The following is a 19,151-nucleotide window of genomic DNA, read 5'->3' as shown; positions in this document are numbered from 1 at the left end:
ACCGTCCGTACGCACCTGGGGTGGACCCGCGACGAGATGGCCGCCCGCGCCGCCGCCGAACTCACCGACGGTTCCTACGTCAACCTCGGCATCGGCCTGCCCACCCTGGTCCCCGGCCACCTCCCGCCCGGCGTCCACGTGGTCCTGCACTCCGAGAACGGCATCCTGGGCACCGGCCCGTACCCGGCCGAGGACGAGGTCGACCCCGACCTGATCAACGCGGGCAAGGAGACCGTCACCGTGCTGCCGGGCGCCTCCTTCTTCGACTCGGCGCTGTCCTTCGGCATGATCCGCGGCGGCCACATCGACACCGCCGTGCTCGGCGCGATGCAGGTGTCCGCCGCCGGCGACCTGGCCAACTGGATGATCCCCGGCAAGATGGTCAAGGGCATGGGCGGCGCGATGGACCTGGTCCACGGCGCCCGCCGGGTCGTCGTCCTGATGGAACACACCGCCAAGGACGGCAGCCCGAAGATCGTGCGGGAGTGCACCCTGCCGCTCACCGGCGAACGCTGCGTCCACCGGATCATCACCGACCTCGGCGTCCTCGACGTCACGCCGGAGGGCCTCGTGCTGGTGGAATGCGGGCCGGGCGTGACGCCCGGGGTCATCGCCGACCGCACGGACGCGCCGCTGGTCCGCAGGCCGTGAGCCGGGGACGCGTCGGGCGGGCGGGGACCGTGGTCCCCGCCCGCCCGACGTGTTCCGTCCGTCCTCACCGCCCCGACAGGGGCATGACCTTGCGGTAGGCGAACACGGCGACCGCCGCGACCACGACGTGCATCAGGAGCAGCGCCGCGACGCCGGTCGCGCCGCCGTCGCCGAAGAGCAGGAAGTCGGGGACGAAGGACACCACGACGACGGCCGGCACCAGCCATCGCACCAGCGCCTCGGGGTCCTTCGACACCTTGCGCACGACGGCCCAGCCGACGGCGCCCGCGATCACCCCGACCGCGGTCAGGAAGACGTACGAGCCGGGCTCCAGCGGCTGGAAGTCGTCGGGCGCGCCCGCGGCCAGGGCGAGGAGGGCGAGCACCGCGTCCGCGAGAGAGGCCACCATGATCGCGGCGATCACCCCTCCCACCACGACGAGCGGACCACGGCGGACAGCGGCTGCCTCGGAGGTGACGGACATGGCGACTCCAGGAAGGGCGAGGGGAAGAACCGACGGACGTTTGAACACTCAAGCATCAGCAGTCTGATGCGCATCGTTTGAAATTTCAAGCTCATGCACCGACCGTATCCGTCCGTTGCTGCCCGGCCGGAAGCCCGCCACGAGGCAGCGGCGCATGACGCGCGCAGGCAGGGGTTCGTTTTCGCTGGCCCGTGAGGGAAAGCCGGGAGAGGATCTGGACCGGCTCACGGATGAGACATCGCAGGAACGATCACAGGAAGGACCGACGAAGTGATCATCTTCGGCACCAAGGGATACCTGTACCAGCTGGCGATACTGACGCTGGTCTGCGGCCGCTGCGGCAACCCCGCCGCGCACACGCTGCGCAAACGCGTCACCAAGTTCACGTTGTTCTTCGTGCCGCTGTTCCCGGTTTCCACGAAGTACGCGACCCAGTGCACCTTCTGCGGCGCGGAGCAGAAGGTGACCAGGGAGCAGGCGGAGCAGTTGCAGGCGCAGGAGGCGGGCGGTCCCGGCGGTCAGCCGTACGGGCAGCCGCAGCGGCAGCCGTACCAGGGCGGATGACGGGCCTCGGGGAGGGCCTCGCCGGCCCGTCATCGGTTGTTCGGTCGGTCAGTCGTTCCAGGTCTCGTCGTACGGGTCCCGGGGCGTGGCCACCGGCCTGGCGGTGGCGACCTCGATGAACGGGATCGGGCCGTCGTTGACCGGGTCGCGGGCCAGCCGGGCGGTGTAGGTGCCCGTGACCTGGAGCCAGGTGTCCGGCTGGAGGACCGGCGGGATGCGGCCGGTGAGGCCCACCTTGACCGGCTGGGCGTCGGCCGCGCAGCAGTTGAGGGCCATGCGCACCAGGTACGGGGTGCCGTCGCGGTCGAGGGCCACGAAGCCGGTGAGGGCGATGCGGCGGCCGGTGAGGGTGCGGCCGTGGTCGTACACCGCGCGCCCCGCGTAGTCGGCCACCCCGAGGGGCAGCGGGTCGGTGGCGGGGAGGGCGGGGTAGGCGACGGGTTCCTGGAGGGCCGTGCCGGTGCGGGTCGCGCTGTAGGAGCCGAGGGCCGGCGGCGCCACGAGGATCAGGGCCAGGAGGGGGAGGAGCAGGAGCCAGGAGATCCGGGGTTCGGGGTGCTGGTCCCGGTGCCGGCCGGGTGTCTTCGGCAGCCGCCACTCGTACCACGCCGTCGCCAGCGCCGTGATGACCAGGATCGCTCCGGAGGCCAGCAGGAGCGGCTGCAGGCCTGCCTTGACGTAGCGCAGGTACAGGTCGGTGGTGCCGGCGTGCAGGAGGCTCGCGCCGAGCAGGAACAGGACCGCGGCCTGGGCCTGGCGGTTCACAGCAGCACCGCCCCGGTCAGCACCGACACGGTGACGGCCAGGACGAAGGTGGCGGGCGCGAAGCGCAGGGCGAAGGCACGGCCGAAGGTGCCCGCCTGCATCGCGAACAGCTTGAGGTCGATCATCGGGCCGACCACCAGGAACGTGAGCCGGGCGGTGAGCGAGAACTGGGTCAGGGACGCCGCGACGAACGCGTCCGCCTCCGAGCAGATCGACAGGACCACGGCCAGGACGGCCAGCGTCAGGACCGCCACCGCCGGATGGCCGGCGGCCGTGCGCAGCCAGCTCTCCGGGGCGACCGCCTTCAGGGTCGCCGCCGCCATCGCGCCCACGACGAGGAAGCCGCCCGCGTGCACCACGTCGTGCCGTACCGAGTCCCAGAACGCCGCCCCCTTGCTCCGGCCCTCGTGCGGCGCGCGCGTCGGCGGGCGCAGCCAGTCCGCGCGGCCGAGGCGCTGCCAGAGCCAGCCCATCGCGCACGCCACGAGCAGGCTGGCGACGAAACGGGCCAGGACCATCTCGGGGTTACCGGGGAAGGCGACGGCCGTGGCCGTCAGCACGATCGGGTTGATCGCCGGGGCGGAGAGCAGGAAGGCGAGGGCCGCGGCGGGGGTGACCCCCCGGCGCACCAGAGCGCCGGCGACCGGGACGGACGCGCACTCGCAGCCCGGCAGCACCGCGCCCGCGGCCCCCGCCACCGGGACCGCCAGCGCGGGGCGGCGGGGCAGGGCGCGGGCGAAGAACGACGGGGGGACGTGGACGGCGATCGCCGCGGACAGCAGGACGCCCAGCACGAGGAACGGCAGGGCCTGCACGACCACCGCCACGAAGACCGTCGTCCAGCTCTGCATCACCGGTGCGGACAGGGCCCGGCGGAGCGGGCCCTGCGACAGCACCAGGAGGAGCAGCAGCAGGGTCAGGGCCAGGGGGGAGGTGAGACGCCGGGGTTCCCGGGGAGGGCCGGGCTCGTCGAGGTCCGTGCCCTCCTCGCGGGCGGCCGCTTCTGTGATGGCCACGGGTGGGCACCTCCGGGTTCCGTGTCTCTCCCTCCCCTCCCATACGGCCGCACGGCCCCGCGCGTTCACCGCCTTCACCGGTGCCGCACCGCACGGGTGGAACCACCCGTCCCGGTGAGGCAGTCTCACCCCTCGTGGGGACCCTTCCGAATCAGAGTGCGCCGTCGGGCGACGCCGGAGCGCACATGGTGGTGTGCGGCGACGACGGGCTCGCGCACCGGCTGGCCGCCGAGTTGCGGCACGCGTACGAGGAGCAGGTCACGCTCGTCGTACCGCCCTCCGAGCGCACGGTACGGCCACCGGTCGTCGGGCGGGCCCGCGCGGTGTCGGCGGCGCTGCTGGACCGGGTGGTGAGCGCGGCCGTCAGCCGGGCCACGGGCACCGGCAGTAACGGTTCGGCGGGTACCGGCGCCAGGGGCGCCGCGGGGGGCGCCGCAGCGGGCGGCGGCGGTGAAGACGGCGGGGTCCGGCCGCTGTTGGAGGCCGCCGAGCCCACCGAGGCCGTGCTCGCCGAGGCCGGGGTGGAACGGGCCGCCGCACTGGCGCTCGTGTACGACGACGACGAGACCAACATCCGCGCCGCTCTCACCGCCCGACGCCTCAACCCCCGGCTGCGGCTCGTCCTGCGGCTGTACAACCGGCGGTTGGGCCAGCACATCGAGGACCTCCTGGACCAGGCGGCCGCCCTGGCGGTCGGCGGAGCGGCGGACGGCGCGGCGGGAGGCGCCGTCGTGGCCGACGCGTCGACGACGGTGCTGTCCGACGCCGACACCGCCGCGCCCGCGCTGGCCGCGACCGCCGTCGCCGGGACCACCAAGGTCGTCCAGACCGACGGGCTGCTGCTGCGGGCCGTGGAGCGTCCGCCGCCCGGGCCGGGGCGGGTCGCCGACCCGGGACTGGCCACCCTCGCGCTGTTGTCCTCGACGAGCAACGACCCCGCCTTCGCGGACGGGTCCGAGGCCAGCGGCGAGCAGGGACCCCGGCTGCTGCCGGACGCGGCGACCGTGGCCGCCGCGACCGGGCGCGGCAGTGTCGTCCTGGAGCAGGTCGCGTACTCGGCCGGCACCGCGCTGCCGCCGGGGCGGGGCGTCGGAGTCGTCGCGCCGTTCGCCTCCTTGTTCTCACGGCGGTTGCGGTGGTCCCTGGCCGGGCTGGTGGGCTGTGTGATCGCGCTGGCGGTGGCGCTGTGGCTGGCGACCGGGATCCATCCGCTGGGGGCGCTGTACCTGACGCTGCTGGATCTGTTCGCGATCAACGATCCGGCGGTCGGGTCGTCGACGGAACGGCAGGTGCTGCAACTCCTGTCCGGGCTGGTTGGGTTGCTGCTGCTGCCGGTGCTGCTGGCGGCGGTGCTGGAGGCGTTGGGGACGTTCCGCGGGGCGGGGTCCCTGCGCAAGCCGCCGCGCGGGCTGGGCGGGCATGTCGTGCTGCTCGGGCTGGGCAAGATCGGGACGCGGGTGCTGACCCGCCTGCGGGAGCTGGACATTCCCGTGGTGTGCGTCGAGGCCACGCCCGAGGCGCGGGGCGTCGCGGTGGCGCGGCGGTTGCGGGTGCCGGTGGTGCTCGGGGACGTCACGCAGGAGGGGGTCCTCGAGGCCGCCAAGATCCGTCGGGCGCACGCGCTGCTCGCGGTGACCAGCTCCGACACGACCAATCTGGAGGCCGCGCTGTACGCCCGGTCCCTGCGGCCCGACCTGCGGGTGGTGCTGCGGCTGTACGACGACGACTTCGCGACCGCCGTGTACCGCACCCTGCGGGCCGCGCACCCCCATGCGCTCACCCGGAGCCGGAGTGTGTCGCATCTGGCGGCGCCGTCGTTCGCCGGGGCGATGATGGGGCGGCAGATCCTGGGGGCGATCCCCGTGGAGCGGCGGGTGTTGTTGTTCGCCGCGCTGGAGGTCGCCGGGCACGGGCAGCTGGAGGGACGGACGGTCGGGGAGGCCTTCCGGGCCGGGTACTGGCGGGTGCTGGCGCTGGACACGGGCGAGGAGGGGCGGGGCGGCTCCGGGCTGGTGTGGGACCTGCCGGAGACGTATGTGCTGCGGGGCGCGGACCGGGTGGTGCTGGCGGCCACCCGGCGGGGACTGGCGGAATTGCTGGGACGCAGGCGAAGGGCTTCGGGGGTGTAGGGGATCGGGGATCGGGGGAGCTGGATCGGGGGCCGGGGCCACCCCGCCGGGACGAGGACCGGAACCGGGACCGGGACCAGGACCGGGATCAGGACCGGGACCAGGACCGGGATCAGGACCGGGGCCAAGACCAGGACGGGACCGGAACCAGGACCGGAACCGGGACCAGGCACGGGGGCCGGACCAGGACCGGGCCGGACCAGGACCAGGACCAGGACCGGATGCGGAGTGGCCCCCGGGAACCCCCTACTTGCCCAGGTACCTCTCCGCGAACTCCAGTTCCAGCCTGACCTGCTTGATCCGCTCGTCCACCACCAGGGAGCCGTGCCCGGCGTCGTAGCGGTACACCTCGTGGATCGCGCCGCGGGACTCCAGGCGTCTGACGTAGTTGTCGATCTGGCGGATGGGGCAGCGCGGGTCGTTCACACCGGCGGAGATGTAGACGGGGGCCTTGACCTGGTCGACGTAGGTCAGGGGGGAGGACGCCTCGAAGCGCTCGGGGACTTCCTCGGGGGTGCCGCCCAGGAGGGTGCGGTCCATGGCCTTCAACGCCTCCATCTCGTCGTGGTAGGCCGTGACGTAGTCGGCGACGGGAACCACCGCGATGCCCACGGCCCACGCGTCGGGCTGGGTGCCGAGGCCGAGGAGGGTGAGGTAGCCGCCCCAGGAACCGCCGGTGAGGACCATGCGGTCGGGGTCGGCCAGGCCGGAGTCGATCGCCCACGCGCGGACCGCCGCGATGTCCTCCAGCTCGATCAGGCCCACCCGGTGCTTCAGGGCGTCCGTCCAGGCGCGGCCGTAGCCCGTGGAACCGCGGTAGTTCACCCGCACGACCGCGTAGCCGTGGTCCACCCAGGCCGCCGGGCCCGCCGCGAAGGAGTCGCTGTCGTGCCAGGTGGGGCCGCCGTGGAGGTCGAACACGGTGGGCAGCGGGCCGGTGGCGCCCCGCGGTTTCTGGACCAGGGCGTGGATGCGGCCGCCGGGACCCTCCACCCACACGTCCTCCACCGGGACCGAGCCGGGGGACTTCATGCCGGGCGGGTCGAGGACCACCTCGCCGGTCGTCGAGCGGACCGCCGGCGGCCGGGCGGCGGAGGACCACAGGTACTCCACGCTGCCGTCGGGGCGGGCGGTCGCCCCGGACACCGTGCCCGGCGGGGTCGGCACCTTCACCAGCTCGCGGGTCGCCAGGTCGTAGCGGAACAGTTCGCTGCGCGCCTCGAAGCCGTGGACGACCAGGAGGCCCGAGCCGTCCGGGTACCACTCGGCGCCGACGTCGCCCGGCAGCTCCAGCGCCAGGTCCGTCTCCTCGCCCGACGCCACGTCCCACACCAGCGGCTCCCAGCGGCCCCGGCGCTGGTGGCCGATGAGCAGCCGGGTGTCGCCGTCGACCGGCGCGAAGCCCAGCACCTCCAGGCCCAGCTCCCGCGTGCCGCCCTTGGTGTCGTCCAGCTCGGCGACCGTCGTGCCGTCGGGGCGCAGGACGCGCAGCGCGGAGTGCATCGCGTCACCGTGCTCGGTGTGCTCGATGGCGATGAGGGAGCCGTCGTGGGAGAGGTCGCCCACGCCGGCCGACTCGCGGTGACGGTACAGCTCGAAGGGGGGCTCACCCACCCGGGCGACGTGGATCGTCGTACCGTCCTCGTCCGTGGAGCGGCCCACCACCGCCGTACGGCCGTCCCTGGCCAGTGCCAGGCCCGCCGGGTACGACGGGTCGAGGCCGGGCGTCGCCAGTTCGTCCTCGCCGCCCTCGAAGGGCTGGCGGCGCCAGACGCCGAACTCGTCGCCGTCCTTGTCGTCGAACCACCAGATCCACGCGCCGTCCGGGGAGAGCACGCCGTCCGTCGTGCCGTTCGCCCGGTTCGTCACCTGGCGCTGGGCGCCGGTGGACCGGTCCCAGGCGTACAGCTCGTAGGTCCCCGTCGCGTTCGACACGAACAGGGAGCGGTCCGGCGCGTCCTCCGCCCAGTCGGGCAGCGACACCCGGGGCGCCCGGAAGCGCTTCTCCCAGTCCGGCATCTCCTCGTACCGCTGCGGCGCGGCGGACCCGTTGCTCTCAGTCATGGCCCCATACTGCCCGCCCGCGACCACAGGTGAGCGCCAAGGTCCCCAGCCTGTGGACAACTTTGCACGGACCCCACCGCGCACCCTCACTCCCACCACCGCCACCCCTGCCGCACTCCCACCACCGCCACCCCTGCCACGCACCCGCCCCCCACCCGCACCGCGCGGCCCTCGGCCTCACCCCGCGGGCCGCTCCCCCGCGCCCGCCCCGTACCGTTGAGGGCGTGTACCGGTTTCTGCTGACGCCCCGCTGGTGGGGGATCAACGTCTTCGTCCTGCTGGCCATCCCCTTCTGCGTGTTCATGGGGTCCTGGCAGCTGAGCCGGTTCGAGGCGCGGGTCGCCGACCACCGCAGCGCGCAGGAACAGGCCTCGTCGGAGCGGACGGAGGCGGCGCGCCCGTTCGCCGGGATGCTGCCCGTGGACAAGTCCACCTCCGGCAGGCGCGTCAGCGCGACCGGCCGGTACGGCGAGCAGCTGCTGGTCCCGGACCGCGAGCTCGACGGCGAGCGGGGCTTCTACGTCCTGACCCTGCTGCGGACGGACGCCGGCAAGGCGCTGCCCGTGGTGCGCGGCTGGCTGCCCGGCACGGCGGACGCGGCGAAGGCCCCGGCCCCGCCCACCGGCGAGGTCACCGTCACAGGAGCGCTCCAGGCGTCCGAGACGCCGGGCGACAACGGGGTGAGCGCGCAAGGGGGCCTGCCCGCCGGCCAGACGGCCGCGATCAGCGCCGCCTCCCTGGTCAACCTGGTGTCCTACGACCTCTACGACGCCTGGATCACGCTCGACACCGCCGACTCGGGGATGAAGGCGGTGCCCGCGAGCGCGCCGACCGGCACCGGGCTGGACCTGAAGGCGTTCCAGAACCTCGGGTACACCGGCGAGTGGTTCGTCTTCGCCGGGTTCGTGGTGTTCATGTGGTTCCGGCTGCTGCGCCGCGAGGTGGAGTTCGCGCGGGACGCGGAGCTGGGGATCGGCCCGGACGACGGGACGGACCCCTCACCCGCGGCGGGCGCCGAGGCTCACGACGAGGCCAGCACGCCCGTCCGGTAGACGGTCCCCGCGCACGCGTCCGACACCGTCGCCGACACCGTCGGGAAACCGCCCTCGGCGGTGTACGTCACCACGACGCTGCCGTCGGCCGTGCCGTCCTCGACGAGCATCTGGGTGGAGGTGCCGTCGGTGGCCGTGGTGGTGCCCGAGGTACCGGTGGTGCCGGTGGTGCCGGACTGCTCGCTCGGGCTGGGGCTGGGGGAGGCCGAGCTGCCGCCACTGCCGCTGCCGCCGCTGCCGCCGCTGTTGGTGGGGCAGGTCTGGGAGGGCACCCAGGCGAACTTCACGTCGTAGGCCGAGCCCGGGGCGAGGGACAGCTGGGAGACGTAGAGGGCGGGGTCGGGCAGGCCGGCCGCCGCGTCGCCGGAGGTGTGCTCCACCACGCTGATCTTCGTGGCGTCGGCGGCGCCCTGGGCGGTGGGCGTCAGGGAGACGGCCCCGCCGACCGTGCAGGCGCTGCCGGAGACGTTGACGACGCGGAAGGTGCCGTAGACGATGCCGGCCGAGTCGGGGACCTCGACACCGGCGGAGGACTCGCCGAGCTGGGACGCCGTGCAGGCGGGGGCGGTCGACTCGGCCGTGGACGCGGGGTCGTCGGCGGAGCCGGTGGCGCCGCCGGGGTCCTTGCCGGGGCCGGTGCCCTCGGTGGTGTCCTTGCCCTGCTCGCCGGTCTGACCGGCGGAGCTGTCGGCCTCGCCGGAGGAGCCGCCGTCGGGGACCTTGCCCTCGCCGGCGCCGCCCTGGGCCTGCGAGGCCTGGCCGGCCATGGCGGGGTTGGGGTCGGCGCCACCGGCGTGGGAGACGTGCAGGAGGGCGGGGACGGCGGTGCCGACGAAGAGCGCCGCGGCCGCCATGCCGACGGCGGCCTGCCGCTTGCGGGCCCGGCGGACCGGGACGGCCCGCCGGAGGTGCTCCAGCGTCCCGTCGCGCGGCTCCATCTCCTGGACCGCCTGGTGCAGCATCCGGCGCAGTGCCAGCTCGTCCGAGTCGAGCCCGTCGGGGCCCTGGTCGTCGAGGTGGTGGTTCACGGTTCGGTTCCCAGCGTGCGATTGCTTCGGCTCTTGCTTGTGCGCCGTCATCGGCTCGTGCCACGAGTACGGCTCGTGCCGCTCGCGGGGGTCCTCTCCCTCGTCGCCTCCGCTCACGCCCGCGCCTCCATGGCGACGCGCAGGGCGGCGATACCGCGGGAGCCGTACGCCTTGACCGAGCCGAGCGAGACGCCGAGGGTCTCGGCGACCTGGGCCTCGGTCATGTCGGCGAAGTAGCGCAGGACGAGGACCTCGCGCTGGCGGCGCTGCAACCCCTTCATCGCCTTGATGAGGGAGTCGCGCTCCAGCTGGTCGTAGGCGCCCTCCTCCGCGCTGGCCATGTCCGGCATCGGCTTGGACAGCAGCTTCAGTCCGAGGATGCGGCGGCGCAGGGCGGAGCGGGAGAGGTTGACGACCGTCTGGCGCAGGTAGGCGAGGGTCTTCTCCGGGTCGCGGACGCGCTTGCGGGCGGAGTGGACCCGGATGAAGGCCTCCTGGACGACGTCCTCGCAGGAGGCGGTGTCGTCGAGGAGGAGGGCGGCGAGACCGAGCAGCGAGCGGTAGTGGGCCCGGTAGGTCTCGGTGAGGTGGTCGACGGTGGTGCCGGCGGCGACCGTGTCCTCTGCGTAGTCGGCGTACTCGGCACCGTCACGCTGGCTGGGTACGCGGGCGGGCCGCGCTGCGGGCATGGGCGCGATCACCGGCATGCCACCGGGCGCCCCGGCCAGGCGGGGGCGGAAGGCGGCGCGGGGTGGCCGTAGGGCCGTACCGCGGGTCGCCACAGGGAAGTCGAGTACCTCTGCCACGCCAGTTGGACACGCGTCCCCCCGCAGGGGTTGTACGCGCCGGGCATCCCTTTCGCGCCGTCCGGCGAAACGCGCCCCCGTCTCCTGCCGGACGCCGCCCCGGATGCCCGTCTCGCACCGGCCGGCACCAGCACTGACGGCGCCTCACATGCCCTCATGTGTCCCGCTCTTCCCCTATATCCCATATGAACGGGCGTCCCCACGCCCCGATCACGGCGTCCCCTACGCGCCGGGATCACTTCCGCACACCCCCGAGGGGTGACCGCAAAGACGCTCCCCGCACTCCACGTGGTTGCGGAGTGCGGGGAGGAAATCTTCGGATACATCTTCGATCGCCAAAGGTGTCCGATACAAGCGTCCGGACCGTCGACCGGCTCACATTCGGCCCGCAGATCCTATGAGAACCCCAAGCCATGGCCAGGGATTTTCCGGCCGAGGGCCCTCACCTCACCAAGCGTTGCGCGAGCCGCCGACGTCGCACGAGCCGTCGGTCGGCCCTCCTCGCACGACGTTCGTCAGCCGAACTCCGCCGCCACCAGCTCCGCGATCTGCGCGGTGTTCAGCGCGGCTCCCTTGCGCAGGTTGTCCCCGCACACGAACAGCTCGAGCGCCGTGGGGTCGTCCAGCGCCCGGCGCACCCGGCCCACCCAGGTCGGGTCGGTGCCGACGACATCGGCGGGCGTGGGGAACTCCCCGGCGGCCGGGTCGTCGCACAGGACGACACCGGGGGCGGTGGCGATGATCTCGCGGGCCCGGTCGACGGTGACCTCGTCCTGGAAGCGGGCGTGGACGGTGAGCGAGTGCACGGTGATCACCGGCACCCGTACGCAGGTCACGGCCACGGGCAGCTTCGGCAGGCCGAGGATCTTGCGGGACTCGTCCCGCACCTTCATCTCCTCCGACGACCAGCCGTCCTCGCGCAGCGAACCGGCCCACGGCACCACGTTCAGCGCGACCGGCTCCGGGAACGGCCCGGTCCGGTCGCCCACGGCCCGCCGTACGTCACCGGGGCTGGTCCCCAGCTCCGTACCGGCCACCAGCGACAGCTGCTGCCGCAACGTCTCCACGCCGGCCCGGCCCGCCCCGCTGACGGCCTGGTACGACGACACGACCAGCTCGCGCAGCCCGAACTCGGCGTGCAGCGCGCCCAGGGCGACGATCATCGACAGGGTGGTGCAGTTCGGGTTGGAGACGATCCCGCGCGGACGGGTGCGCACCGCGTGCGGATTGACCTCGGGGACGACCAGCGGCACGTCGGGGTCCATCCGGAAGGCGCCGGAGTTGTCGACCACGACGGCGCCCTTGGCGGCGGCGATCGGCGCCCACCGCTCGGCGACCTCGTCCGGCACGTCGAACATCGCGACGTCGACGCCGTCGAAGGCCTCCTCGGTGAGCGCCACCACCTCGACCTGTTCACCGCGCACGGCCAGCTTGCGGCCGGCCGAGCGCGGCGAGGCGACCAGACGGATCTCGCCCCAGACGTCGGCACGCTGGGACAGGATCTGGAGCATGACCGTGCCGACCGCCCCGGTCGCTCCCACGACCGCGAGCGTCGGACGCACCGTCACACGAGGGCCCGTCATCAGCGCCCGGTGCCTCCGTAGACGACGGCCTCGTCGCTGTCGGAGTCGAGACCGAAGGCGCTGTGCACGGCGCGCACGGCCTCCGGCACGTCGTCGGCGCGGGTGACCACCGAGATGCGGATCTCGGAGGTCGAGATCAGCTCGATGTTCACGCCCGCGTCGGACAGGGCCTTGAAGAAGTCGGCCGTGACGCCCGGGTTCGTCTTCATGCCGGCGCCGACCAGGGAGATCTTGCCGATCTGGTCGTCGTAGCGCAGCGAGTCGAAGCCGATGCCGGCCCTGTTCTTCTCCAGGGCGTCGATGGCCTTGCGGCCCTCGGCCTTCGGCAGCGTGAAGGAGATGTCCGTCAGGCCCGTGGAGGCCGCGGACACGTTCTGCACGATCATGTCGATGTTGATCTCGGCGTCGGAGATCGTGCGGAAGATCGCGGCGGCCTCGCCCGGCTTGTCCGGCACGCCCACGACCGTGACCTTGGCCTCGGAGGTGTCGTGCGCGACACCGGAGATGATGGCCTGCTCCACCTGCTTGTCCCCTTGCTGCTGGGTCTTTCGAACGACTGGCTCGCTGCTGACCCACGTGCCCTGGAGTCCGCTGAAGGACGAGCGGACGTGGATCGGGATGTTGTAGCGGCGCGCGTACTCCACACAGCGGTGGAGCAGCACCTTGGACCCGGACGCGGCCAGCTCGAGCATGTCCTCGAAGGCGATCCAGTCGATCTTCCGGGCCTTCTTCACCACGCGCGGGTCGGCGGTGAACACGCCGTCGACGTCGGTGTAGATCTCGCACACCTCGGCGTCGAGCGCGGCCGCGAGAGCCACGGCGGTGGTGTCGGAGCCACCGCGTCCGAGGGTGGTGATGTCCTTGGTGTCCTGGCTCACGCCCTGGAACCCGGCGACGATGGCGATGTTGCCCTCGTCCAGCGAGTCACGGATCCGGCCCGGCGTCACGTCGATGATGCGGGCTTTGTTGTGGACCGAGTCGGTGATGACACCCGCCTGGCTGCCGGTGAAGGACTGGGCGCTGTGGCCCAGGTTTTTGATCGCCATGGCCAGCAGGGCCATGGAGATCCGCTCTCCCGCGGTCAGCAGCATGTCGAGCTCGCGCCCGGCAGGGATCGGGGAAACCTGCTCGGCGAGATCGATCAGCTCGTCCGTCGTGTCGCCCATCGCGGAAACGACAGCCACCACCTGGTGACCGTTCTTCTTCGCTTCCACGATCCGCTTGGCGACGCGCTTGATGCCCTCGGCATCGGCTACGGAGGAGCCTCCGTACTTCTGCACGACAAGGCCCACGTGCGCTCCTCGCTCAGTTTGTCTCTTTCCGCACATACGCCCTTGTACTGCGGGTCGGCTCAGTCTAACGAGCGCCCGAATTCCGCCCCCGAGGTATCGCATCGTGAGATCTCGTGGCGAGATCGCCCGGCGAGACCGGCTCGGGGACGGGACCGGCCGCCCGTCCAGGACGTTCCCTGCCCACTTCCACCGATCTGATAGCTGTGAGTTAAATTTCAAGCACTATCGTGCGGCTGTGCACGTACTCCTGGTGGAAGACGACGAACCGGTCGCCGCGTCACTCAGACGCGGCCTCAAGCGCTACGGCTTCGAGGTCGAGTGGGTCAGCACGGGCGCCGCCGCCCTCGCCCACACCGGCCCCTGCGACGTGGTCCTGCTCGACCTCGGTCTGCCCGACACCGACGGCCTGGACGTCTGCAAGGCGCTGCGCGAGCGCGGCGACGTCCCGATCATCGTGATCAGCGCGCGCAGCGACGAGACCGATCGGGTGGTCGGCCTGGAGCTGGGCGCCGACGACTACGTCTCCAAGCCCTTCGGGGTGCGCGAGGTGATCGCACGAATACGGGCGGTGATGCGCCGCGTCCAGCCCCGTACCGCCGAGGAGAACGCCGGCGGCGGCCCCGACCGCTACGGCTCCCGCCTCACCCTCGACCGCAAGGCCGCCCGGGTGCACGTGGACGGCGAGGAGGTCGCCCTCGCGCCGAAGGAGTACGACCTGCTGGCCTTCCTCACCGAGGAGCCGGGCGCGCTGATGACCCGCGAACAGATCATGGAAGCGGTCTGGGACGCGAACTGGTTCGGCCCGACCAAGACCCTGGACGTGCACGTGGCGGCGCTGCGCCGGAAGTTCGCCGGAGTGATCACCATCGAGGCGGTCCGGGGGGTCGGCTTCCGCCTGGAGATCACGGCCGGCACCCGGACGGGCGGCGCGTCCTCATGATCCGCCAGCTCATCCGCAGCTACGTGGTGCTGGTCGCCGTGGCCATCGGCCTGTTCACCGTGCCGGTGGCGTTCACGCTCACCGCCCAGCTGCGCGGGGACACCGAGGTGTCCATCCAGCGCGAGGCGACGACCATGGCACTGCTGCTGGGCAACGGCGACACCGCGTCCTGCCAGGCACTGGAGGAGATGGCCAAGGCGTACGCGGAGGAGACCCGGGACGAGGTCCAGGTCACCGCCACCGCCCAGTGCGCGGCGGACCTGCCCCGGCCGGCGACGGACACGGCCCTCAACCGGGCCCTGGAGCAGGGGAAGCCGACGACCGACTGGGGATCGGACTTCATCTGGGGCCCCCGGCTGGTGATCACCGTCCCGGCGAGCGACGACGGGCGGGTCGTCGGCGCCGTACGGATCGTGTACTCCACCGACAGCCTCACCAACCGCCTGTGGACGATCTGGGGCTTCCGGGCGGGCCTCGCGGTCGCCGTGCTCGGGGTGGCCGCCGTGATCGGCGCGGCGGTGGCCCGCCGGCTCACCGCCCCGCTGCGCCAGCTCAACGACATGGCGAGCAAGCTCAGCGACGGCGACCTCACTGCTCGCGCACCCGTCACGGGCCCCCAGGAGACGCAGACGCTGGCCCGCACCCTGAACCAGGCCGGCGAGCGCCTCGACACGCTGATCGCCTCGCAGCGCATCTTCGTGGCGGACGCCTCCCACCAGCTCCGTACCCCGCTGACGGCCCTCAGGCTGTCGCTGGACAACATCGCGGACGGCGTCGACGACGAGTTCGTACGGGAGGACGTGGAGCAGGCGACCGCCGAGGTGGTGCGGATGAGCCGGCTGGTCAGCGGGCTGCTGGTGCTGGCGCGGGCCGAGGCCAAGGTGTCGGCGGCGGAGCCGCTGTCCCTGCACGACATCGTGGCCGAACGCCTGTCGGTGTGGAGGCCGGCCGCCGACGAGCGCGGAGTCACCATCGCGCTCAGGGGGAGTGGTGTCGGCGACCGGCCGCTTGTGCTGGCCAGCCCCGGTCATCTGGACCAGGTACTGGACAACGTGCTCTCGAACGCCCTGGAGGTCTCACCGGACGGCGGGACGATCACCGTCCGGTCGGAGGTCAGGACCGACCAGGTGGTGCTGTCGGTCCTGGACGAGGGTCCGGGCATGTCGGACGCGGAGAAGTCCCGCGCCTTCGACCGCTTCTGGCGCGGCCAGGGTCTGACCGGGCGCTCCGGTTCCGGGCTCGGCCTCGCCGTCGTCAGGCAGCTGGTGACGGACGACGGCGGGACGGTGACCCTGACGGACGCTCCCGGCGGCGGACTGCGCGTGCGGATCGCCCTGCGGGCGGCCCAGCGCGGTCATGGCTGACGGTCAGCCCTCGGGCATCAGCCCTCGGGCATCGCCGAGGAGTGGTGGTTGACGATCTTCCACTCGCCGTCGCGCTTCTCGTACCCGTAGGTGTAACGGGCCTCGACGACGCGCTGCGTGCCGGTCGCCGGGTCGGTGAGGGTGAAGGCGTACACGCCGGTGTCGATCGCGGAGTCGCCGTCGAGGACGTTGACGATCGTCCGGATCTTCTTGCCGACCGGCTTGTTCTCCAGGAAGTGCTCGAAGTAGTCGACGATTCCGGCGCGGTCGGTGCGGACCTTGTTGGAGACGGTCGGCAGCAGCACGGCGTCGTCGGCGTACAGGTCCGCCACCTTCTGCGCGTCACCGGTCTGGAGCGCGGCGTTCCAGGTGTCGAAGAGGGACACGACCTGGTTCGCGGCGGGCTTCGCGGACTTCTCGGGGCCGGCCGCACTGATCCCGACCGTCACCGTCGCGGCGGTGACGAGGGCGGTGGCGGTGACGAGGGCGGCGCGTATGCGGGTCTTGCGGGTCATCGCAACTCCTGTGCGGGCTGTGCCTGTTGGGATGACCCAAGACTCTCTGCAGGCCGGTTAGGGCCCGTGCAGCCGCTGTACAGGAGACGTTTAAGACCCTTCCAATTCCGCGGTTACCGGACCGGCCCCAGTGGTCCGCCGATCTCCTCCGCCATCACCCTGCCCGCCTCGAACTCCAGCGTGTCGTCGCCCATGCCCTGGTCCGTGTCCAGGCCGTCCAGTTCTTCCAGGGGCTGGTTGAGGCGGACGTGGGCGAGGACGGAATGCAGGGCGCGCAGGGTCGCGGAGGCGGTGGAGCCCCAGTTGGAGAAGTAGGAGAACTGCCACCACCACAGGGCCTCCGAGGTGCGGCCGGCGCGGTAGTGGACCATGCCGTGGCGCAGGTCGGCGATGACGTCGGAGAGGTCGTCGGAGATGCGGGCGGGCACGGGCGCCTTGCGGGGCTCGTAGGGGTCGAAGACCTCCGAGTAGACGTCGACCGGGTCCAGGAGGCGGGCGAGGTTCTCGCGGAGTTCGTCGACGTCCGGCTCCGGACCGGGGTCGGGCTCGTAGCGCTCGTCGGGGACGATGTCCTCGTGGGCGCCGAGACGGCCGCCGGCCAGCAGGAGCTGGGAGACCTCCAGGAGGAGGAAGGGAACGGCCGAGTCCGGCTCGTCGCCCTTCGCCACCTCCGTGACGGCCACCAGGAAGCTCTCGATCTGGTCCGCGATCTGGACCGCGAAGTCGTCCGGGTTCTGGTCGCTGGCGTGCAGCGTGGCGTCAGACATCTAGGAGTCGTCTCCCCTCGAAGGCGCGTCCGAGGGTGACCTCGTCCGCGTATTCCAGGTCGCCACCCACCGGGAGGCCGCTGGCCAGGCGGGTGACCTTCAGGCCCATGGGCTTGATCATGCGGGCGAGGTACGTGGCCGTCGCCTCGCCTTCGAGATTCGGGTCCGTGGCGAGGATCAGTTCGGTGACCGTGCCGTCGGCGAGCCGCGTCAGCAGTTCCCGTATGCGCAGGTCGTCCGGGCCGACTCCCTCGATCGGGCTGATCGCTCCGCCCAGGACGTGGTAGCGGCCCCGGAACTCGCGGGTGCGCTCGATGGCCACCACGTCCTTCGGTTCCTCGACGACGCAGATGACGGACAGGTCGCGGCGGGTGTCGCGGCAGATGGCGCAGTGTTCCTCCTGCGCCACATTGCCGCAGGTCGCGCAGAAGCGGACCTTCGCCTTGACCTCCATCAGGGCCTGCGCGAGGCGCCGTACGTCCGTCGGCTCCGCCTGGAGGATGTGGAAGGCGATCCGCTGCGCGCTCTTGGGACCGACGCCGGGCAACCGCCCCAACTCGTCGATGAGGTCCTGGACCACGCCTTCGTACAACGGACTGCCGTCCTTCCCGGGGTTCCTTGCAGTACGTACGGTAGTTGGCCGCCACCCGTCCTAGGAAGGCGGTGCGGGCGTCGCGCAGGCGACGAACATCAGAACGGCAGGCCGGGGATGCCGCTGCCGCCGCCCAGCCCCTGGGCCAGCGGGCCGAGCTTCTGCTGCTGGAGGTTCTGGGCGTTCTCGTTGGCCGCCTGGACGGCCGCGACGACCAGGTCGGCGAGGGTCTCGGTGTCCTCCGGGTCCACCGCCTTCGGGTCGATCTTCAGCGCGCGCAGTTCTCCGGCGCCGGTCACCGTCGCCGTCACCAGCCCGCCGCCCGCCTGGCCGTCGACCTCCGTGTTCGCCAGCTCCTCCTGGGCACGCGCCAGGTCCTGCTGCATCTTCTGGGCCTGCTGGAGCAGCTGCTGCATGTTGGGCTGGCCACCACCGGGAATCACGATCAGCTCCTCTTCCGGGCCTGAGGTCGGTGCGGGTTTTTTCCCGCTCGGCACGAGCCTACGTGGTCTGTGCGGGTGTCGCCGCGCCACTCTTTCGAGTGACTCTCGAGGCAGGCCTATACCTGATCAAGGCCCTCTTACGGGCGTAAAGGCGCTGAAACCTTCCTCTCCGCCACCCATTGGGAGGTAGGAAAGGTGCGGCGCATCGGGCGTCATCGAGTGTCACGCAGGGTGATCGGGTCGTCGTCGGGTGTCGGTCGGGTGCCGGTCGGCTCGGGATCAGTAGGGAGTGCCGGGTGGGTCAGCAGCCGGAGATGCAGCCCGAGGGTCCGCCTCAGGACGGGCGGGGCGAGGGCGGGGCCGGACTGCGGCCGGGCGATCTGACCGGGCGGGCCTTTCCGCTCGGTGACTGGGGGGAGCCCGCGGAGCGGCTGAACGAGCTGTACCGGTGGGTGGAGCGCGGAGCGCTGGAGACGGCGGCCTGGTATCTCGCCGACCGGGTGTGGAAGCGGCGGGGGGCGCGGGTGCTGCGGGGCGGGGCGGCGGCGGGGGCGGTCGCGGGGGCCGCGCTGCCGTTGCTGGATCTCACCGGGGTGATGGGCGGGGTGGCTCCGTGGGGGTATCTCGCGTTGCTGCTCGCGGTGGCGTGTGTGGGCGTCGACCGGTTCTTCGGGGTGACGTCGGGGTGGATAAGGGACGTGGCGACCGCGCAGGCCGTGCAGCGGCGGTTGCAGGTGTTGCAGTTCGACTGGGCGTCGGAGAGCGTGCGGGAGGTGCTGGGGCCGGCGGAGGGGACGGCGAGTGAGGCCGCCGAGCGGTGTCTGGGGGTGCTCCGGCGGTTCTCGGAGGACGTGACGGAGCTGGTGCGGGCGGAGACGGCGGACTGGATGGTGGAGTTCCGGACGGGGTCGGCGCCGCTGGGGATCCAGGGAGCGGTGACCTCCGGCGGCGGGCGGGTGGAGTCGGCGGGGTCGCCCGGGCGGTTTCCGCTGCCGCCGGGGACGGGGGCCCGGCCGAACATGCCTCGGCAGCGGCCGCCGGAGCCGCGCTGACCGGCCGTTTCACCCCGCCATCGCCGACCCTGCGGTCCGCCGGA

The 19,151-nt window shown here is 72.4% G+C and carries 19 protein-coding genes; 7 read left to right on the top strand and 12 right to left on the bottom strand.

The genetic code is table 11. From position 1 onward, the window contains the following. The first annotated feature begins 15 nt into the window (after positions 1–15). Positions 16–651, top strand: coding sequence for a CoA transferase subunit B (locus tag ACF1A1_RS07290; protein ID WP_391646425.1), 636 nt, complete (start codon positions 16–18; stop codon positions 649–651). Between the two features lie 64 nt (positions 652–715). On the opposite strand, the gene ACF1A1_RS07285 is transcribed toward ACF1A1_RS07290, so the two are convergent. Next, positions 716–1,135: a DUF6069 family protein gene (locus ACF1A1_RS07285; RefSeq protein ID WP_391646316.1), complete on the bottom strand. Its 420-nt coding sequence runs from the start codon at positions 1,133–1,135 to the stop codon at positions 716–718. 270 nt (positions 1,136–1,405) lie between these two features. Between ACF1A1_RS07285 and ACF1A1_RS07280 the strand changes: the two genes are divergently transcribed. Continuing rightward, on the top strand, positions 1,406–1,699 hold the full coding sequence (locus tag ACF1A1_RS07280; RefSeq protein WP_391646314.1) for a zinc-ribbon domain-containing protein: 294 nt from the start codon (positions 1,406–1,408) through the stop codon (positions 1,697–1,699). A 48-nt stretch (positions 1,700–1,747) separates the two neighbouring features. Here ACF1A1_RS07280 and ACF1A1_RS07275 read toward each other — a convergent pair whose 3' ends face one another. Both ACF1A1_RS07275 and ACF1A1_RS07270 read right to left on the bottom strand, forming a co-directional pair. Continuing rightward, a complete protein-coding gene (locus tag ACF1A1_RS07275) occupies positions 1,748–2,464 on the bottom strand; it encodes a TIGR03943 family putative permease subunit (protein WP_391646312.1) in 717 nt (238 codons plus the stop codon). Next, positions 2,461–3,480, bottom strand: a complete 1,020-nt coding sequence (locus ACF1A1_RS07270; RefSeq protein WP_391646310.1) for a permease — start codon at positions 3,478–3,480, stop codon at positions 2,461–2,463. The genes ACF1A1_RS07275 and ACF1A1_RS07270 overlap by 4 nt, the downstream gene beginning before the upstream one ends. A 185-nt stretch (positions 3,481–3,665) precedes the next feature. Between ACF1A1_RS07270 and ACF1A1_RS07265 the strand changes: the two genes are divergently transcribed. Next, on the top strand, positions 3,666–5,609 hold the full coding sequence (locus tag ACF1A1_RS07265; protein WP_391646308.1) for an NAD-binding protein: 1,944 nt from the start codon (positions 3,666–3,668) through the stop codon (positions 5,607–5,609). A 246-nt stretch (positions 5,610–5,855) separates the two neighbouring features. Here ACF1A1_RS07265 and ACF1A1_RS07260 read toward each other — a convergent pair whose 3' ends face one another. Further along, positions 5,856–7,673 (bottom strand): prolyl oligopeptidase family serine peptidase, encoded by a 1,818-nt coding sequence (locus ACF1A1_RS07260; RefSeq protein ID WP_391646306.1) that lies wholly within the window; start codon positions 7,671–7,673, stop codon positions 5,856–5,858. Positions 7,674–7,897: 224 nt separating this feature from the next. On the opposite strand from ACF1A1_RS07260, the gene ACF1A1_RS07255 reads away from it, so the two are divergent. Continuing rightward, entirely contained in the window at positions 7,898–8,725 is an 828-nt protein-coding gene (locus ACF1A1_RS07255; protein WP_391646304.1) for an SURF1 family protein, read from the top strand. On the opposite strand, the gene ACF1A1_RS07250 is transcribed toward ACF1A1_RS07255, so the two are convergent. The 4 genes from ACF1A1_RS07250 to ACF1A1_RS07235 all read right to left on the bottom strand — a co-directional run bounded on the left by ACF1A1_RS07250 (position 8,695) and on the right by ACF1A1_RS07235 (position 13,434). Beyond that, positions 8,695–9,753: a hypothetical protein gene (locus ACF1A1_RS07250; RefSeq protein ID WP_391646302.1), complete on the bottom strand. Its 1,059-nt coding sequence runs from the start codon at positions 9,751–9,753 to the stop codon at positions 8,695–8,697. The two genes, ACF1A1_RS07255 and ACF1A1_RS07250, sit on opposite strands and share 31 nt — an antisense overlap. A 113-nt stretch (positions 9,754–9,866) precedes the next feature. After that, positions 9,867–10,559, bottom strand: coding sequence for a SigE family RNA polymerase sigma factor (locus tag ACF1A1_RS07245; protein WP_391646300.1), 693 nt, complete (start codon positions 10,557–10,559; stop codon positions 9,867–9,869). A 515-nt stretch (positions 10,560–11,074) separates the two neighbouring features. Continuing rightward, positions 11,075–12,142 (bottom strand): aspartate-semialdehyde dehydrogenase, encoded by a 1,068-nt coding sequence (locus tag ACF1A1_RS07240; protein WP_391646298.1) that lies wholly within the window; start codon positions 12,140–12,142, stop codon positions 11,075–11,077. Continuing rightward, positions 12,142–13,434, bottom strand: a complete 1,293-nt coding sequence (locus tag ACF1A1_RS07235; RefSeq protein ID WP_391646296.1) for an aspartate kinase — start codon at positions 13,432–13,434, stop codon at positions 12,142–12,144. The genes ACF1A1_RS07240 and ACF1A1_RS07235 overlap by 1 nt, the downstream gene beginning before the upstream one ends. Before the next feature lie 235 nt (positions 13,435–13,669). Here ACF1A1_RS07235 and ACF1A1_RS07230 point away from each other — a divergent pair, with 235 nt between their 5' ends. Next, positions 13,670–14,374: a response regulator transcription factor gene (locus ACF1A1_RS07230; RefSeq protein ID WP_391646294.1), complete on the top strand. Its 705-nt coding sequence runs from the start codon at positions 13,670–13,672 to the stop codon at positions 14,372–14,374. Then, positions 14,371–15,738 (top strand): ATP-binding protein, encoded by a 1,368-nt coding sequence (locus ACF1A1_RS07225; protein WP_391646292.1) that lies wholly within the window; start codon positions 14,371–14,373, stop codon positions 15,736–15,738. Before ACF1A1_RS07230 ends, ACF1A1_RS07225 begins: the two co-directional genes overlap by 4 nt. 17 nt (positions 15,739–15,755) lie before the next feature. On the opposite strand, the gene ACF1A1_RS07220 is transcribed toward ACF1A1_RS07225, so the two are convergent. From ACF1A1_RS07220 to ACF1A1_RS07205, 4 genes are all read right to left on the bottom strand, one after another. Further along, entirely contained in the window at positions 15,756–16,253 is a 498-nt protein-coding gene (locus tag ACF1A1_RS07220; RefSeq protein ID WP_391646290.1) for an SgcJ/EcaC family oxidoreductase, read from the bottom strand. 113 nt (positions 16,254–16,366) lie between these two features. After that, positions 16,367–17,020, bottom strand: coding sequence for a DUF5063 domain-containing protein (locus ACF1A1_RS07215; protein WP_391646288.1), 654 nt, complete (start codon positions 17,018–17,020; stop codon positions 16,367–16,369). Further along, on the bottom strand, positions 17,013–17,612 hold the full coding sequence (gene recR, locus ACF1A1_RS07210) for a recombination mediator RecR (RefSeq protein ID WP_391646286.1): 600 nt from the start codon (positions 17,610–17,612) through the stop codon (positions 17,013–17,015). The genes ACF1A1_RS07215 and recR overlap by 8 nt, the downstream gene beginning before the upstream one ends. A gap of 98 nt (positions 17,613–17,710) precedes the next feature. Further along, entirely contained in the window at positions 17,711–18,055 is a 345-nt protein-coding gene (locus tag ACF1A1_RS07205) for a YbaB/EbfC family nucleoid-associated protein (RefSeq protein WP_391646284.1), read from the bottom strand. A 314-nt stretch (positions 18,056–18,369) separates the two neighbouring features. Here ACF1A1_RS07205 and ACF1A1_RS07200 point away from each other — a divergent pair, with 314 nt between their 5' ends. Beyond that, the gene (locus ACF1A1_RS07200; RefSeq protein WP_391646423.1) at positions 18,370–19,107 is read left to right on the top strand and encodes an SLATT domain-containing protein; all 738 of its coding nucleotides are present in this window, start codon (positions 18,370–18,372) and stop codon (positions 19,105–19,107) included. The last annotated feature ends 44 nt before the right edge of the window (positions 19,108–19,151 follow it).

This window comes from Streptomyces sp. NPDC014995 (genome assembly GCF_043080745.1).
Taxonomy (GTDB): Bacteria; Actinomycetota; Actinomycetes; order Streptomycetales; family Streptomycetaceae; genus Streptomyces.
Note: the sequence above shows the minus strand (reverse complement) of the source record. Positions and strands in the feature narration are given on the sequence as shown.

Coding starts and splice junctions, on each gene's coding strand:
- ACF1A1_RS07265 (WP_391646308.1), top strand. CDS start 3,666: ATGGTGGTGTGCGGCGACGACGGGCTCGCGCACCGGCTGGCCGCCGAG.
- ACF1A1_RS07285 (WP_391646316.1), bottom strand. CDS start 1,135: ATGTCCGTCACCTCCGAGGCAGCCGCTGTCCGCCGTGGTCCGCTCGTC.
- ACF1A1_RS07220 (WP_391646290.1), bottom strand. CDS start 16,253: ATGACCCGCAAGACCCGCATACGCGCCGCCCTCGTCACCGCCACCGCC.
- ACF1A1_RS07240 (WP_391646298.1), bottom strand. CDS start 12,142: ATGACGGGCCCTCGTGTGACGGTGCGTCCGACGCTCGCGGTCGTGGGA.
- ACF1A1_RS07225 (WP_391646292.1), top strand. CDS start 14,371: ATGATCCGCCAGCTCATCCGCAGCTACGTGGTGCTGGTCGCCGTGGCC.
- ACF1A1_RS07200 (WP_391646423.1), top strand. CDS start 18,370: ATGCAGCCCGAGGGTCCGCCTCAGGACGGGCGGGGCGAGGGCGGGGCC.
- ACF1A1_RS07260 (WP_391646306.1), bottom strand. CDS start 7,673: ATGACTGAGAGCAACGGGTCCGCCGCGCCGCAGCGGTACGAGGAGATG.
- ACF1A1_RS07215 (WP_391646288.1), bottom strand. CDS start 17,020: ATGTCTGACGCCACGCTGCACGCCAGCGACCAGAACCCGGACGACTTC.